Below are 15,539 nucleotides of genomic sequence, written 5' to 3'. Positions count from 1 at the left end.
AAAGGCATTTAGCGATTTTTGTCAATTGTTTTTTATCTAGAGCGAACTAATCAATTAAGTCTCTTGCCAGATAAGGATTTAGTCGATTTATGCCACCCTATCGAACCATAACAAGTAACGAAGAGCCTCAACTTTTGTGTCTTGCTCTTTTTTGGCGAAAAAAGTCCCAAAACCATTTTCTATCAAAGCTTCCAGTAACATTAAGCAACCCCTAATTATTTTTTCAGCGCTTCGTATAAAACTGAATAGTCTTCCTCTGCTAATCCGATTTCTAAAGCTTTTTCCAGAAGTTGCTGTACTCCTGTTAGGGGAAAAGTGGTTAAATCTAATTTCTCCGATTCCTCTAAAAAAAGATTAACATCTTTCAGTAAATGTTTAGTGGGAAAGTTCGGGTTAGCATAATTTTCTTCTAACATTCTGGTTAATTTTTTGTCAAAAGTAGGCGCATATAAGGCACTTTGACGCAGGATAGTCATGAACTTTTCTATATCTACTCCTTGCTGGGATAAAAAAGCTAAACTCACAGCAAAAGCACTGGTTAGAGAGGCAATTAATTGATTTAAAGCTAATTTTAACGCCGCAGCGGTTCCTACTTCCCCAATTAACATCGGTTCTTGACCAAAATTTGCTAATAAATTTGACCATTGATGGAACTGTTTTTCCGTTGCTCCCACCATAACTAAGAGAGTACCATTTTTAGCTTCGGGAATACTTCCTAACACGGGTGCTTCTAAATATTCTCCCCCTTTAGCAACAATTTGATCTCGCAGTTGTTTACTTTCAGAAGGAGCAATAGTTCCCATCTGGATAATAGTCCGATTATTGAAGTTAGATTGTTCAGAATTTAGTCCTAAAACCTCTTGAATAGCGACGGCATTAGTTAACATTAAAATCAGACAATCTGCCTCTTGAACAACTTGTTCAGGAAAGTTAACTGTTTTGGCTCCTAACTGCTGTAAAGGTGCTAATTTTTCTAAGGTGCGATTATAGGCAATAACAGAAATTTTCTGATTTAATAATCTTTCTATCATTGGTGTTCCCATTAATCCTGTTCCAAGAAATCCGACTTTCATAACTCAATTTTTCCTGATTTAGTGATTAGTTTTTACTTGTTTTTATGGCTGTCCAATGACGTTCGGAAGATTGATAAATTTTAACATTTTTTAATCCCGATTGCTGGATTAAATCGGCAATTTCTGCTAGGGTAAAAGCCGCTCGCAACGAGTCTTGAAATAGTTGCGCTTGTCGGGGAGAAAAATTGGGATCGATTTCCGTCACCATCCCCTGGATTATTTCCTCGGAATCGGGACGGAATAAATCTCTTAAAAAGATGCCGCCATTTGGTTTTAAAACTCGCTTAATTTCCCGTAAAAAAGACAGAGGATTTTCGAGATGATGAATTAAACTATTAGAAATAACTAAATCAAATTGCTCGGATTGGTAGGGAAGATTTTTTCCATCAATTTTTTCTAATTTGATTTGTTCTTGACAGTTAGCATTCAGGATATTTTTTTGACCAATTTCTAACATAGAATCGGCCAGATCAATAGCGATAATTTGCCATTGGGGACGCAGTTGACTGATCATAATCGGAATGCGAGCAGTACCAGTTCCTACATCTAATACCCTAGCATTAATACCGGCCAATTGTACGGCTTCTTTAGCGAAATTAGTATTAACTTTGGTGAAGTCCATGGCATCATATTCGATCGCTTCTTCCCGATCATCCATTACTTCTGGTTCTAAAATTCTTTCCATAGAAAAGCTATCTTTAGGGATTACAATATTCACAATACATCGGATCGGCGGTTTTTTCACCGTTGGGAAAGAGTTTTTCCTCTCGATAATCACAGCTTTGACAACCGTATAGTTCCAGTTTAATTAAAGAGGTGGGAAAGTGACATAAACCACAGGGTAAACCCGCTTTTCTTTCGATAATATCAAACCCCGGACAACCACAATTAGGACATAATTGATTGAGTTTCTGAACCAGATTTGCTGTCGCAGCTGCAATCGCTTTCATCCGCGTGGGATTGTGCATAGCGCGCATATCGGTTTCTAGGTGGACTTTGCCGTTTTTGTCAAGAATATCTTCAACAATTTTAACGAAATTTTTCTCGTCAGTAATTCCCTTAAAAATCTGCTCGGAGTCGAGAGAGTTTTTATCAAACATCACCACTAAACCATGACTAGGAAAGCCGATTTTTTCGGCAAATTCTAAAGCAGCTGCTAGATTAGTTACAGTTTGGTGAGCGTGATTAGTTTCCGTGACTATTGCTTGACCAATTATTTCTAGATTATGGACTCGATCGAGTAATAAAATCAATTCACGATTACAGGAAACTAATGGCAAGTTGGGATAGGGATAAAAACTACCCTCACTAGCAATTCCTATATCGTATCCCGAAAGCTCGATCGCTTTTTGTGCTTTCCTGCGAGCGGTTTCAATTTGTGTTCCGATGCGCTTAATATCCCGGGTAAAAGTGCCAAAGCGATCGGTATTAAAATTATCGGGTACAATCACCTTAAGACCTATTTCTTGCGCTAAAATCGGCGCTATTACCCGCTCTTTTCCGTGCATAGTCCCTAAAATTGCTATCCGATCTTGAAACATCTTTTCTTGAAACATCTTGATCAAGGAAAAAGTAAAAAACAGCAATCAGCGAAAAGAAAACGGCAATTTCCTACTTAAGACTGTCCACTTAAAACTCACATCTGATAACTGATAACTGATAACTGATAACTGATTTAACTGTCCATTGTTTTTCCCTGAGCTTGTTTTAATCTTTCTGATGCTGTTTCCATGACTTCTGCAAAGTTTTCGAGAATTTCACCGGGATGCGCTTCGAGGATTTTTGTAGATAGAGAAATGCGGTTTTTATATTCGTCAATTTCTGCGACTACCACTTGAATTGCTTGACCAACTTTAAAGAAAGTCATGGGAGAATTAAAAGAGGCTCCCGTCACCTGTTTAGCATGGAGTAATCCCGTCACTCCACCGCAATCGACAAAGACACCGTAGGGTTGTAATTTAACCACGGTGCCACTTAATAATTTACCCACAGCTAATTGACTGATAGCGTTAGCGCGAGCAATTTCTCGCTGAGATAAAACTAATTTATTATTTTCTTGATCGATTTGGATAAAAGTTGCGGTTAAAAGTTGTCCGATCAGGGAATCTAAATCATTTTTTTCGATTAAATGGGAGCGAGGGATAAATCCTTTTAATCCTTCCACTTCTCCCGTCACTCCTCCCTTATTCACCCCCGTGACGCGCAGCTGTACCGACTTGCCACTTTCAGAGATTTCCCTGACATTTTCCCAAGCTTTTTGTAGTAATAATTGCCGCAGAGACAGGGTAACTTGTCCTTCCGCGTCCTGTCCACGGGTAATCAGAAAATCGAATTCTGCACCTATGGGTAAAGCTTCAGCAATAGAAATAACATTTTCCAGGGAAATTTCCCTTAAAGGAATAAAAGCGGAGGATTTGCCGCCAATATCGATGTATGCTCCATCGGAGGTGTGTTGATCGACTCTCCCGCGCACGATTTGCCCTTTTTCAAATTGATAATCGTATTGATCAAGAGCTTTGGCAAAATCGTCCATGGAAAAGGCTGGGTTCGGTGTCATGATAGATATAATGGTTACAAGTATAATTTCGATCTGCTTCCAGTGTAAGCTGAAGCTTGAGGAGTCAGACCATTAAGATTTAAGAAGGCTAAATAACTCTAGCACATGATCCCAGGCAGATTTGGCCGCCTTAGCATTATAACTGGCTCTTTGGTCGCAGAAAAAGCCATGGTCGGCATTTTCATAGCGGAAAACTCGATGAGGAATTTGATAACGGGTTAATTCGTTTTCTATCTCATCCACTTGCTTTTGAGGAATACTGGTATCTAACACCCCGAAAAATGCGTAGATTGTCCCTTTGATTTGGGGAGTCACCTTCACTGTCGCTTGACCACCCCCGGGGGTTGCCGTGGTGATTCCTGCACCGTAAAAAGAGGCACTAACTTTGATATCCTCTAGAGTGGAGACAAGATAAACCACATGACCACCAAAACAAAAACCGATCGTGCCGACACCGGTTTTTTGCACCTGTGGCAAACTATAAAGATAATCGATGGTAGCCTGGATATCGCTGAGTAATTCAGCTGCTTTGGTTTGTTCTTTGTACTGACGACCGATTTCGATATCTGCCATACTGTACCCCGTTTCAAAACCGGGAGCAAATCGCTGATAAATGGCAGGAGCGATCGCTATATAGCCTTCTTGGGCAATTCTGCGGGTAACATCGCGAATATGGTCGTTTACGCCGAATATTTCCTGAATCACGATAATTGCTGGATAAATTCCCTCCCGATCGGGAATGGCTAAATAGGCATCTATGTCAATATCTTTGTTAGAAATCGTAACAGTTTGCGTATTAATAGTCATAATTTTCTCGCTGAAAAGCGGATTGGTGTTAGGGTGTTAGGGTTGTAGGATTGTAGGATGTTAGAGTTTTAGTTAAAACTCCCCACTTCCCCATTCCCCCACTTTCCCATTCCCCCATTCCTCAAATTAAAACAAACTTTTCCAAGGCCGCGGCCACCCCATTTAAGTTTACACTGGGGGCCACCCAATCGGCTTGATCCTTAACGGCTTGGGGAGCATTACCCATGGCAACACCGACACCCGCATAGGTGAGCATAGAAACATCATTAAAATTATCACCGATCGCCATGACGTTTTGCGGTTGTAATCCTAGGATATCTTCGGCCAAAAATTGGGTGGCGCTTCCCTTGGTAGCCTCAACGTGGGTAACTTCAAAAAAAGTCGGACTCGATTGGGTAAAGTATAAATCTTGATTTTGATAGCGTTGCTGCAAATGCTGCCAAATCTCGGCGATAAATTGCTTATCTTCCCCCATGGCCAGGATTTTAGTGGTTTTGTGGGCTACTTTGCGTAAATCTCCCACTGCTTCGGCAATAATACCCGATCGCTGGCGATAGAATTCCGTTTCCGCGTTTAATTGCCGCACATAAAGCACATCGTCCATATAAAAATTAAGGGAGATTTTCTCCTTCCATTGGGGTTGTTCGAGATAATCTAAAAGATCGATCGCCAAGTCGGGAGAAATGGGAGTATGTCGATGATGAACTTGGGAAACAGGATCTTGAATCCAAGCGCCGTTGTAAGCAATTATAGGTAAAGTGGATTTAAGACGTTGATGAAAGCGTAAAGCCGAGCGATACATCCTACCAGTGCCAATAGCGACGGGAATTCCCTTTTTTTGGACAGCTGAGACAGCTTGCACCACGGCCGGATCAACCTGATTGTTATCCCCGGCGATCGTTCCATCCACATCAACAACGATTAAGCGAATATCCACAGTCTTTTCCCATTTAACAGTAACAGTTAATAGTTTGCCACAAGAATTAAGTAGGGTTTGCGGCAAAAAGTTTTTTGGGGGTGTGGGGTGTAGGGTGTGGGGTGTAGGGAGAATAAATAAAAAATAGTCTCGGAGTCTTGACTAGGAAATTAATTCTGCACGACTACTTAGTCAGTTAAGTATTGGGAAAATTGGCTCTCTTGGATTTGGTGGGTAAAATGTATTCTAAGATACAGTCTCGCTGGCGAAGGAGTGGAAGGAACCACAGAGACACAGAGGACACAAAGATCGATCGTACTGTAAGTTAAACTTATCACACAAAACCTAGAAGAGCCGAATGAATACCAAAATAAAGCTTATTAAAGACTGATTATCTATTCCTCCTTTTGCTTTTTGCCTTTTGCCTATCCTGATATTTGACCTATACTCAACCGATTTAGTATTATTTGCCCGTTTTTTGGTCAAACCAGTCTAAAACCCGATTCCATGCCCACCAGCGATCGCTATCGCCCCACTGACGCTGACAGGATAAACTGCTGATATAACCCACATGACCGCCATGGTTGGTTAAGAGTAGATCCACGTGGGGATTATCAGCGATCGCTGCTTGCAGATCGGGAATAACTGCGGGGGAAAAGAGGGGATCATCGGCTGCGTAGAGGATAAAAGTGGGTTTAGTTAAATAGGGTTGAAAGGGCAAGGGACTACTAGCGGCATAATAGTCAAAAACTGTCTCAAATCCTAGCTTTTTAATCACTAATTCTCGATCGAATCCAGCAATCGTGGTGGCGCGAGTAATTGCTTCGGGATCGATATGATCGGGATGAGCTTTATGGATGCGTTTGGCTAACTTGCGTAGTTCCCTGGCGATCGCTTTTTCCAAATGTTTCCCCCAGGTATCCCGGACGAGATAGGATAAGGAACGATTAGAGTCTAAATTAGGACAAATTACCGCACCGCCGCCGATATCAACGGGATCAATCCCCATATCTTCCTGATTCTCGGCCGATTTAATTCCCCAGAGGGCCAATTGTCCCCCCAGAGAGTAACCCGTGAACCAAAAAGGGGCAGGACAGCCCATTTTTTGGGCTTGGGCGGCAATATGAAGGAAATCTAGCCCTTCATAGATGCCATCGGAGGTGAGAGTCGGGGATAATTCGGCTGTCTTACCGTGGGCCCGCCAATCGAAGAGGACGACCGCATAGTTTCTTGCTACGGCTTTTCTGCCTAAAATCCTTAAAAACCATTGATTATCTAAGTCTCCCGTGATGCCGTAGGTGCCGATAATGGTTCCTTTCGCTTGCGGGGGAATGGAAAAAATCCCGTAGATGGGGACGGCATTGGCCCCAGTGAAAATGGTTTCTTGATAGACTGGTTCGGGAATAGCGATAGTATTTTGCCAGGTTTCTCGCGCTTTTAGGGCCACATAGAGAGTCATGGCAAAACCGTTTTTCAGCAATGGGGGTGGAGTGTAGGTGAGATTATCGGTCTTCGTCCTCGGATGGGCAAGCATAGCAGCATAGGGGAATCTAAAAGTCAAGAGTGGGAAACAAAAATTAACTTATGCCCACCGCTTTCTTAAAAATTGTAAAGCAAATTGTCCCAAGCAGCGAGCAACTCTGGCAGGGCATTGGCCGACCAATTGCCCTCACAACCGCGACCTTGATAGAGAATCAATCGCAGGGAATAGTTATCAGGAAATCCTGTTGCTTCTAACCATAAAAGCTCGCTTTCCGCTTCACAAGCAATACTTTCTTCATCCATTAATTCTGTGGCCATGGCAGCCATAGTCGCGGTTAATTGTGATAGTAATCGACGCAAATCTTGCCACTCAGCCTCGGTTAATTCGATCGCCCAATCATCGCCACCAATTAATCCTTTATAAACGGCTGCATTAGGATTCCAACCGAGTCGCCAACCCGAACCATATTTGAGAATTTTTTCCATAATTTTCTAGAATTTTAATAGGTCGGCATCTCCCGGTTTTGATAAAGATGGACGACTAGGAGAAGGACTAGGAGAAGGACTAGGATTGGGGGTTTCTTGGGGAAGAATAGCGGGGTTATAAATTTCGACTAGAAGGGTGACTAACTGCTGCCGTTGGCGACGATTAAGACTGTTCATCGCTTTGATATCGGCAGCCATGGGATTAACGGTAAGGGTGGCCTGTCCGGGATAGTTTTCTTCGCTGATTTTCTCGTTTACTCCTAGATAATCTCCTAGGGTTAATTGCCAATCAAAACGGATGAGAGTAAACCTTTTTTTTGTATCTTGATGATAACGAAGAAAGCGACTTATTAGGGTATTATTCGGATCGATCTCTCCTGTCTCTCGACGGATATAGTTGTTTTCTTTCGGTAAATCTGGCATTACTTGATAAATTTGTTGGGCAACTGTTTCGGGTCGTTGAATTTGACTCATCCCGGTGGATTGCCACGATAACCACCAGAGAATTATCCCCGTTCCTAAACAGAATACTAATAATATTATTCGCTTAATTTTTAGCTTTTGAGGAAATTTTAACAGCATATTAATCAAGAAAAGTTGAAGTTAATTATCTGGGAATAGTGGGGATTGTTCAGGAACATTTCCAGAGGTTGGGAATATTATAATCATCTAACAATACCCCAACTCATCTAACTGTAACACCTAGGTTTAAAGTTACCCCAGTCATCCCCATCATAGCAAAGATTGGACACGATCGAGAGGCCAGTAAACTTTATAGGCTTGACCAAAGATATAACTTTCTGGCAAAAAACCCCAATCACGGGAATCAAAACTATGGTTGCGATTATCTCCCAAAACAAACAGGGTTTTTGGGGGTACAGTCATAAATTCTATTTCATAATTGGCTAACTCGGTGGTGTAGGGTTCCTCGATAACTTGCTGGTTGAGATAAACTTTACCCCTGCGGATTTCAATGGTATCCCCAGCAATAGCGATGACTCGTTTGATAAAAAAATCTCCCGAATTAGGCTCTAGTTGCCTAATTTTTTCGGGAGTTCTAAAAACAATTATATCGCGTCTTTCCGCTTGATAATTACTGGATTGACTAACGAAAACGCGATCACCGACTGCGAGGGTAGGCAGCATGGATTTACTAGGAATCTCGAAAAATTCTATTCTTTGGTGTAACCAATTGGGAAAATAATTACAGATAATTCCCCAAGTAAAAATCACTCCCACCATCAGCGCCAAAATGGAACGATAGATGTGACGATGGGGATGGAATTGATCGGGGAAAGTGTGATAAACATGATAAATAGCGATCGCTGTAATTAAAGGCGCAAGAAAGAGGATATTAGCAAAAAAATCAGCCATTTTCAGGCTAATCTGGGATATAGTCAGAAAAATTATCCCTAAGATCACCTTATCGGCGTACAATTGCCCTAACCCCGGTATAATCCGGTTAGCGAAGACGGCAAACCAGGGGTTTTTCTGTTGACGGGGAATTTTCTCTAAGCTGTTATTCTGTCTGGAATCATAAACAGTCCAGTGAGCGTCAAAAATATTGCTAATGTAAAGGACAACCAGAGCAACTATTCCCCCTAATCCCCAGCTTACAGGGCCATTGGGGCTAAAAATTGACCAAATTGTCACAATTATTAATATTACTTGTGCAATTGCCCAAATGGTTGCTTTTTGGTTTTTGTTAGCATACCATTGTCCCAAACCGGGGAAAAACATCGAAAGATTGACCGCTAACCAGGGATCTTTTGCCGGGGAGTTAGTCGCATCAGGAGGAGAAACAGCCGAAAAAAGGGGAGGTTTGCTCATAGTATAGACCTATTGCCAATTCAGTGAACAGTGATCAGTAATCAGTAAACAGTAATCAGTAAACAGTAATCAGTAAACAGTAATCAGTGAAAACACATTAAGAATAATACTGATCCCTTAATATATACTACTCACTTAAAACTCAAATCTGATAACTGATAACTGATAACTGATAACTGATATAACAACCAATAACAATTAATGCTTTTACTTCAATTTAGCACATCTCATTACTGTCGCAAAGCTCGTTTAGCCCTAGGTTATAAGGGGATTGATTACCAAGTAGAAAATCTCACCCCCGGACTACATATTCTCAAACTCAGGCCCCTAACCAAAGGGTTAACCACTGTCCCCGTTTTAATGGCAGCAGATGAGATTATTGCCGATTCTACTGCCATTTTCAGATATTTAGAAAAAGTAGTTCCTGTCCCCTCTTTTATTCCCGCTGGGGAAAAGGAGAAAAATCAAGCTTGGTTACTAGAGGATTGGTTAGATGAAAGTATTGGAGTAGCCACTAGATTTGTCTATTATGATTATCGCGCTGGAGAGGGAAAAGCGATCGATCCTTCCCTAAGTAGTCAAATAATTATTAAGATCGTGCGACAACAATATAAAATCACCCCAGCCAGGGTAAAACTAGCGGAGGAGCGCCTAGAAAATGCCCTCAAGATTCTAGAATATTGGCAAAATCAGGCCTATTTAGTGGGAGATAAATTAAGTGTAGCCGATATTGCCGCCACTGCCCTACTCAGTCCTCTGGCGCTAATTCCCAGTTATCGTCAAAAATATCCCTGGTTGTTTGCTAGAATCAGGGAAATTCATCAACAGTGTCGAGAAAAATTGCCCCCCGGTTTAAATTAAATGCAGCGAACAACCAAAATTATTATCCTTATCTTGATCGGTTTCTTATCGCCCCTAAAAGCCCTTGCTTTGCCCTCTCCTGAAGATATTCCCGAAGAAGTTTTACGAGCAGAAATTATCACTTCGGCTCGATCGCCCCTTGATAATCAACCCCTAAATGCGGCAGAATATGCCTTACTAGAAGAACAATTAGCCACTAGCATTTATCCACCCCAAATCAATCCCAAGATTCGACAATTAATTGCCCTGAGAAGATTACAAAAACTCCTCCAGATCTTGATACCTTTTTATCGTTAAGATCAAAATAGCCGATCTCCTTTGGCGAGAGTGCATCTGCTAACCAAAAAGTTAGAGAGGATTGGAGTAAGGCGATCGCTTTTATCACCAGCAGAGAAAAATCCCGTGTTATGATTAATGAAAAAATCATAAAGTTTTGTAACAAACCTTGACTGCTATCCTCCACCCCCAAGAAAAACCCCTGCTTAATCGTCCTTGGTACTCCCTGTCCCCTCTCTGGCAAGGAGACGAAACCGATGTTAAACAAGGTTTACCCCATAGTCAACTCGCCCCCCCGTGGCAGATTTTAATTCTCGGCGATGGTTCTCCCACCCGTCATTTACAACTTTTAACCGGTGAAAAAACGGAAGTGGATGTGATCGATATGTCCCCCATCGGCGACGATGAGGATGGCGCACCGATGAAAATTAGCCTGATTCCGGGGCCGAGATTGCGTCGTCAAGTCTGGTTACGCACAGCTAGTGGTCAAAGGTTAGCCTATGCCGCTTCTTGGTGGTCTGCCAATCAAGTGGACGAATATCTAGAAAATCGTTCCCTACCGATTTGGGAAAGTCTCTCGCGGCTGCACACGGAATTGTATCGCGATGTGCAGGGACTTTATTACGGTCATTCCCCGGAATTAGAAATATCTTTTGGGGAAAAAGGAGCATTTTGGGGTCGTCATTACCTATTTTGGCACGCTCGCCAACCCCTTACCCTGATTTATGAGGTTTTTTCTCCTTATCTCCGTAAATACCTCGGCGAAATGAGAATTGATCAATTAGAATAACTGCCGTAGATATTTCTATGTGGTTTAATTAGCTAATCTTTGCAAAGAATTAAATGATTTTTCTCCGTTAATTTGGCCATCCAACCCGGTTCGATCACAATCGTGCTAATTTTTTCGATAATAATTGCCGGTCCAGCCAGACAATCAAAAGGTTGCAGATCTGAACGCTGATAAATTGGCGTTTCCCGCCATTGATTAGCCATAAAAACCGCTACTCGATCGAGCATAGGAGGTAATTCTCCCATCGGACGGGTGCGAGTTAAAATTGCTTCTTGGGGACTGTCCATAGTCTCGATCAATTCCACGGCGATGGACTCAACAATTAAAGCTTTTTGTTCTTGTTTAAACCCATAACGTCTTTGATGTTCCCATTCAAAATCCTGACGCATTTGATCGCCAAAATTAACCACTAAAGTGGCATCACTGCCTTGATATTTCAAACTGACTTGCTGGCGTACCTGATTATAACCCTCTAATTCCCGACCCGCTAAAACTTCTAATTCGTTCATCTCCGTGAGTAACTGCCCGATTAAATCGGCATTTAACGGCTGTTCGATCGCTTTTTCTTTAATTACCCTCAAATCGGCCAAACCCATGCCGTAGGCGCTTAAAACCCCAGCGTAGGGATGGAGAAAAATGCTTTTCATTCCCAGAGTATCGGCAATTAAACAGGCCACTTGACCCCCGGCACCGCCAAAGGTACAAAGAGTATAATCACTGAGATCATAACCCTTTTGTAGAGAGATTTTTTTAATCGCATTAGCCATATTTTCCACGGCAATTTGAATAAACCCCGCAGCCAGCAGTTCAGGACTATTATTACCCCCCATTGTTGCTGCTAATTTTTGAAACTTTATCAGCACAATCTCTCTATCTAGAAGTAAATTTCCCTCTTCTCCAAAAATAGCGGGAAAATAGGCGGCTTGAATTTTTCCCAACAAAACATTAGCATCGGTAATTGTTAATGGTCCACCCCGTCGATAACAGGCAGGTCCTGGATTAGCTCCGGCACTTTCTGGCCCCACCCGAAAACGATAACCATCATAGACTAAAATCGAACCCCCACCAGCAGCCACGGTGTGAATACTTAACATCGGCGCTCGCATTCTTACGCCGGCAATTTCGTTATCTGTTTGCCGCTCGTATTCCCCTTGAAAATGAGAAACATCGGTGCTAGTTCCTCCCATATCAAAACTGATAATTTTGCTAAATCCTGCCCTTAAACTGGTTTCTACTGCCCCAACTATTCCCCCCGCAGGACCGGATAAAATGCTATCTTTACCCTGAAATTTATCGGCGGTGACTAAACCGCCATCGGATTTCATAAATAGCAAGCTAGTTTTCGGTAATTGCTGGCTAATACTATCAACATAGCGGCGTAAAATTGGCGATAGATAGGCAGAAACTACCGTGGTATCTCCCCGGGATACCAGTTTCATTAAAGGACTGACTTGGTGGGAAATGGCTAGATGAGTAAAGCCGATTTCTTCGGCAATGGCTGCCACTTGTTTTTCGTGGTCAGGATAACGATAACCGTGCATAAAAACAATCGCACAACTTCGGATACCTGCTTGATAAACTGGTATTAAATCGGCTTTAACTTGGGCGGGATTAACGGCGATTAATTCTTGTCCTTGACTATCGTAGCGTTCGGCCACTTCGATAACTTGTTCGTATAATAAAGAAGGAAGAATAATTTGACGAGCAAAAATATCAGGGCGATTTTGATAGCCAATTCTCAAGGCATCTTTAAACCCTTTGGTGATTAACAAAACCGTGCGCTCTCCCTTTCTTTCTAACAGCGCATTGGTGGCTACCGTTGTTCCCATTTTAATCACTTCGATGTTATCTAGGGAACCGCTAATATCTTTAATCCCTTGAATGACTGCATCTGGGTATTTTTCGGGATTCTCCGAGAGCAGTTTATAGAGAACAATCCACTGTTGATCGGCAAGGGGAACAATCAGAAATCTAGCGGCATCTCTAGTTAGTCTTTCAATAATTTCTGGTTGATCGATTATCGCCACGATATCGGTAAAAGTTCCCCCTCGATCGATAAAAAATCTTAACATAATCCCTTCCAGTTCTCAGAATCAATTAACAATTGTGCCTAATCCTTTTAAAATAAACTAGATTGATCTATCTGAGTAAGCAAAATGTCCACAGGAATCGCTATTTTAGGGGTAGGACGTTGGGGAGTGCATTTCGTCCGTCATTTTTCTCAACATCCCTCAGCACAAGTAGTGGCGATCGTTGACTCCTCCCCTGAAAAACTCAGTCTCTGTCGCGATCAATTTAATCTCGATACTAATAAGGTTATTTTAGCCAATAACTGGGAATCTATTCGCAATCACCCAAAAATCTCGGCCGTAGTCGTTGTTACTCCTGCTGTTAGCCATTATCCCCTGATTAAAGATGCTCTTAATTTAGGTTATCATGTTCTCGCCGAAAAACCCTTAACCCTCAATTCCCAAGAATGTGCCGAACTAACGGCATTAGCGGCGCAAAAACAGCGTATTTTATTAGTTGATCATACCTATCTTTTTCATCCGGCTGTTATCACCGGACAAAAAGTCCTGCAATCCGGTGGCATCGGTAAACCTCTTTATGGTTATGCTACTCGCACTCATCTGGGTCCCATCCGTCAGGATGTGTCCGCTTTGTGGGATCTAGCTATTCACGATATTTCGATTTTTAATAGCTGGCTAGATAGTACACCAGTATTAGTGCAGGCGAGGGGAACCTTCTGGCTACAACCTAATCTAGCCGATTTAGTCTGGTTAACCCTGATCTATGGCGATGGTTTTCAAGCGACTATTCACCTTTGTTGGTTGAATCCCGATAAACAGCGACGCTTAGGGATAGTTGGCAGCGAAGGGACTTTAATTTTCAATGAATTAGACTCTCGATCGCCTTTAACCCGACAAAAGGGCTATTTTGAACGTCAGGAAGCCTATTTTATTCCCCGGGGACAGGAGACGGAATCTATCCCTATTGCCGATGGTGAACCCCTAAAAGCATTGTGCGAACATTTTTTAGAGTCGGTAGCTACGGGTGTCGATTCTCCTGTATCTTCGGGATCGGTAGGGACGGAATTAGTCAAAATCCTCCAGGCAGCAGAATTATCTCTAGCCAGAGGTGGAGAGATTGTGCGTTTAGAATAGGGAAACATGGAGTCTCTTTTTCTAACCGGGATTTATGCCCCGCTCCAAAAACTTTTCGCATTAAGGCAAGGTTTTATAGTTACTAATTCTGTCCGCAAATATTGCATCTAGAATTAGCTTTGTACGCTTTGACCCGTACGGGGTTAACTACGAACCTCTCTATCGGATTCCCGCTAAAGGCGGCCTCTCCGACTACCTTTCTTCCAATATTTAAGGAACCATTAATATCTGCTCCATAGAAATAACCCGACGAGCTTCTGAATAGTCCTCTTTTAATTCTCTTGCCTAAATAGCTTTTTTGCTTTTGAATAGACTCTAAGTCCAAGAAACTACATTTAGAGGTATAGCTTTCATTAGTTGTTTTGACCTCTATTCCTACTAAATTTGCTTTATAGGTAAGTTGTTCGATAAACCTTGAATAAGGAATATTTACGAATGACTGGTTATTTCTATCTCCAATATTAAGGTTTTGGCTCTTCTCGACTTTGTGTGATAATTTTTGCTTATAGAATCGTGAAATATTTACCTAGAAAGACTTTTAGGACTATTTTGCTGAAGAAACTATCAGTATAGACCCCGTTTCCACACAGAAACCAGAAGAGCCAGGTTTTGTTTCCAGCCTTGATTATGACCAATAACTAAAAGGTTAATTTGATGAGCTAGTAATTTATCAATAATATATTTACTAGCGGTGTGGAGGTAATAATCCACCTGGCAATTACGCTTTAAAGTTAAACCTTGTATTCTTTTACTGGTCTTCTGGAGACTGGGTAATTCCGATTTGAGTTTAGCTAGTGTCTTGTTGTACTTTTGATTGCAGGATTTTAAGGCTTTCCCACATACTAAAGTTGGCTGAAATTCGGGAATATTAGAGGTAACAGCAGCTAGGTTATTTAAGCCTAAATCGATAAAAGCATATCTTTCTCCCTCTTGACTTGATGAGGATGGTTGTTCATAGACAATCTCTAAACAATAAGCACCCAATTTAGGAATAATCCTAACCTCTAAGACTTCCTTTAAATTAGTTTTAAATTCTAAATTAGTCCCTGATAGCTTGATTAAACCTTGCTTCAACGCTTTTTTAGAAATGGCTTGATAGTTATAAGTTAAAACGTTTCTACCTTTTTTCTTGTCTTTGTATCTTGGCAACTTAGGGGCTCTTCTCGGTTCTGTGTGATAAGTTTAACTTACAGAGGATCGATCAATCTTTGTGTCCTTTGTGTCTTTGTGGTTCCTTCCACTCGCTTGCCAGAAAGAATGTATCTTAGAATACATTTTGCCCACCAAACCTAAGAGA

At 41.7% G+C, this 15,539-nt stretch carries 15 protein-coding genes and 1 pseudogene; 4 read left to right on the top strand and 12 right to left on the bottom strand.

The genetic code is table 11. From position 1 onward, the window contains the following. Positions 1-215: 215 nt before the first annotated feature. From ACE3JL_RS14690 to lepB, 10 genes are all read right to left on the bottom strand, one after another. Positions 216-1,073 carry an NAD(P)-dependent oxidoreductase gene (locus ACE3JL_RS14690; RefSeq protein WP_375327794.1) on the bottom strand — a complete coding sequence of 286 codons (858 nt, stop codon included), beginning with the start codon at positions 1,071-1,073 and terminating at the stop codon, positions 216-218. A 25-nt stretch (positions 1,074-1,098) separates the two neighbouring features. Beyond that, entirely contained in the window at positions 1,099-1,758 is a 660-nt protein-coding gene (locus ACE3JL_RS14685) for a class I SAM-dependent methyltransferase (RefSeq protein WP_271991818.1), read from the bottom strand. A 13-nt stretch (positions 1,759-1,771) separates the two neighbouring features. Beyond that, on the bottom strand, positions 1,772-2,629 hold the full coding sequence (locus ACE3JL_RS14680; RefSeq protein ID WP_375327793.1) for a DUF6671 family protein: 858 nt from the start codon (positions 2,627-2,629) through the stop codon (positions 1,772-1,774). Positions 2,630-2,748: 119 nt separating this feature from the next. Further along, complete coding sequence (locus ACE3JL_RS14675) at positions 2,749-3,606, bottom strand: S1 RNA-binding domain-containing protein (protein ID WP_271991857.1); 858 nt, start codon at positions 3,604-3,606, stop codon at positions 2,749-2,751. Between the two features lie 96 nt (positions 3,607-3,702). Next, positions 3,703-4,437: a dienelactone hydrolase family protein gene (locus ACE3JL_RS14670; protein ID WP_375327792.1), complete on the bottom strand. Its 735-nt coding sequence runs from the start codon at positions 4,435-4,437 to the stop codon at positions 3,703-3,705. A gap of 121 nt (positions 4,438-4,558) precedes the next feature. Next, on the bottom strand, positions 4,559-5,374 hold the full coding sequence (locus tag ACE3JL_RS14665) for a Cof-type HAD-IIB family hydrolase (RefSeq protein ID WP_271991855.1): 816 nt from the start codon (positions 5,372-5,374) through the stop codon (positions 4,559-4,561). Between the two features lie 442 nt (positions 5,375-5,816). Further along, complete coding sequence (locus ACE3JL_RS14660; protein WP_271990631.1) at positions 5,817-6,887, bottom strand: YheT family hydrolase; 1,071 nt, start codon at positions 6,885-6,887, stop codon at positions 5,817-5,819. 65 nt (positions 6,888-6,952) lie between these two features. Then, positions 6,953-7,321, bottom strand: coding sequence for a DUF1818 family protein (locus tag ACE3JL_RS14655; protein WP_271990628.1), 369 nt, complete (start codon positions 7,319-7,321; stop codon positions 6,953-6,955). Positions 7,322-7,327: 6 nt separating this feature from the next. Continuing rightward, positions 7,328-7,903, bottom strand: coding sequence for a hypothetical protein (locus ACE3JL_RS14650; protein ID WP_271990625.1), 576 nt, complete (start codon positions 7,901-7,903; stop codon positions 7,328-7,330). Positions 7,904-8,053: 150 nt separating this feature from the next. After that, positions 8,054-9,151: a signal peptidase I gene (gene lepB / locus ACE3JL_RS14645; protein ID WP_271990623.1), complete on the bottom strand. Its 1,098-nt coding sequence runs from the start codon at positions 9,149-9,151 to the stop codon at positions 8,054-8,056. 201 nt (positions 9,152-9,352) lie between these two features. Between lepB and ACE3JL_RS14640 the strand changes: the two genes are divergently transcribed. From ACE3JL_RS14640 to ACE3JL_RS14630, 3 genes are all read left to right on the top strand, one after another. Continuing rightward, a complete protein-coding gene (locus tag ACE3JL_RS14640; RefSeq protein ID WP_271990620.1) occupies positions 9,353-10,012 on the top strand; it encodes a glutathione S-transferase family protein in 660 nt (219 codons plus the stop codon). Next, positions 10,013-10,309 (top strand): glutathione S-transferase, encoded by a 297-nt coding sequence (locus ACE3JL_RS14635; protein WP_271990618.1) that lies wholly within the window; start codon positions 10,013-10,015, stop codon positions 10,307-10,309. A gap of 148 nt (positions 10,310-10,457) precedes the next feature. Continuing rightward, positions 10,458-11,078: a chorismate lyase gene (locus ACE3JL_RS14630; protein ID WP_271990614.1), complete on the top strand. Its 621-nt coding sequence runs from the start codon at positions 10,458-10,460 to the stop codon at positions 11,076-11,078. Positions 11,079-11,110: 32 nt separating this feature from the next. Here ACE3JL_RS14630 and ACE3JL_RS14625 read toward each other — a convergent pair whose 3' ends face one another. Continuing rightward, positions 11,111-13,150, bottom strand: a complete 2,040-nt coding sequence (locus ACE3JL_RS14625; protein ID WP_375327790.1) for a hydantoinase/oxoprolinase family protein — start codon at positions 13,148-13,150, stop codon at positions 11,111-11,113. A gap of 84 nt (positions 13,151-13,234) precedes the next feature. On the opposite strand from ACE3JL_RS14625, the gene ACE3JL_RS14620 reads away from it, so the two are divergent. Next, positions 13,235-14,242 carry a Gfo/Idh/MocA family protein gene (locus ACE3JL_RS14620; RefSeq protein WP_271990610.1) on the top strand — a complete coding sequence of 336 codons (1,008 nt, stop codon included), beginning with the start codon at positions 13,235-13,237 and terminating at the stop codon, positions 14,240-14,242. 82 nt (positions 14,243-14,324) lie between these two features. Here ACE3JL_RS14620 and ACE3JL_RS14615 read toward each other — a convergent pair. Further along, positions 14,325-15,394 (bottom strand): annotated as a pseudogene (locus ACE3JL_RS14615) (RNA-guided endonuclease InsQ/TnpB family protein); the annotation flags it as partial. Between the last annotated feature and the right edge of the window lie 145 nt (positions 15,395-15,539).

The sequence above is a fragment of the Microcystis sp. BLCC-F210 genome (assembly GCF_042134685.1).
Classification (GTDB): Bacteria; Cyanobacteriota; Cyanobacteriia; order Cyanobacteriales; family Microcystaceae; genus Microcystis; species Microcystis aeruginosa_D.
Note: the sequence above shows the minus strand (reverse complement) of the source record. Positions and strands in the feature narration are given on the sequence as shown.

Coding starts and splice junctions, on each gene's coding strand:
- ACE3JL_RS14670 (WP_375327792.1), bottom strand. CDS start 4,437: ATGACTATTAATACGCAAACTGTTACGATTTCTAACAAAGATATTGAC.
- ACE3JL_RS14625 (WP_375327790.1), bottom strand. CDS start 13,150: ATGTTAAGATTTTTTATCGATCGAGGGGGAACTTTTACCGATATCGTG.
- ACE3JL_RS14690 (WP_375327794.1), bottom strand. CDS start 1,073: ATGAAAGTCGGATTTCTTGGAACAGGATTAATGGGAACACCAATGATA.
- ACE3JL_RS14685 (WP_271991818.1), bottom strand. CDS start 1,758: ATGGAAAGAATTTTAGAACCAGAAGTAATGGATGATCGGGAAGAAGCG.
- lepB (WP_271990623.1), bottom strand. CDS start 9,151: ATGAGCAAACCTCCCCTTTTTTCGGCTGTTTCTCCTCCTGATGCGACT.
- ACE3JL_RS14640 (WP_271990620.1), top strand. CDS start 9,353: ATGCTTTTACTTCAATTTAGCACATCTCATTACTGTCGCAAAGCTCGT.
- ACE3JL_RS14620 (WP_271990610.1), top strand. CDS start 13,235: ATGTCCACAGGAATCGCTATTTTAGGGGTAGGACGTTGGGGAGTGCAT.
- ACE3JL_RS14635 (WP_271990618.1), top strand. CDS start 10,013: ATGCAGCGAACAACCAAAATTATTATCCTTATCTTGATCGGTTTCTTA.
- ACE3JL_RS14680 (WP_375327793.1), bottom strand. CDS start 2,629: ATGTTTCAAGAAAAGATGTTTCAAGATCGGATAGCAATTTTAGGGACT.
- ACE3JL_RS14675 (WP_271991857.1), bottom strand. CDS start 3,606: ATGGACGATTTTGCCAAAGCTCTTGATCAATACGATTATCAATTTGAA.
- ACE3JL_RS14650 (WP_271990625.1), bottom strand. CDS start 7,903: ATGCTGTTAAAATTTCCTCAAAAGCTAAAAATTAAGCGAATAATATTA.
- ACE3JL_RS14660 (WP_271990631.1), bottom strand. CDS start 6,887: ATGCTTGCCCATCCGAGGACGAAGACCGATAATCTCACCTACACTCCA.
- ACE3JL_RS14655 (WP_271990628.1), bottom strand. CDS start 7,321: ATGGAAAAAATTCTCAAATATGGTTCGGGTTGGCGACTCGGTTGGAAT.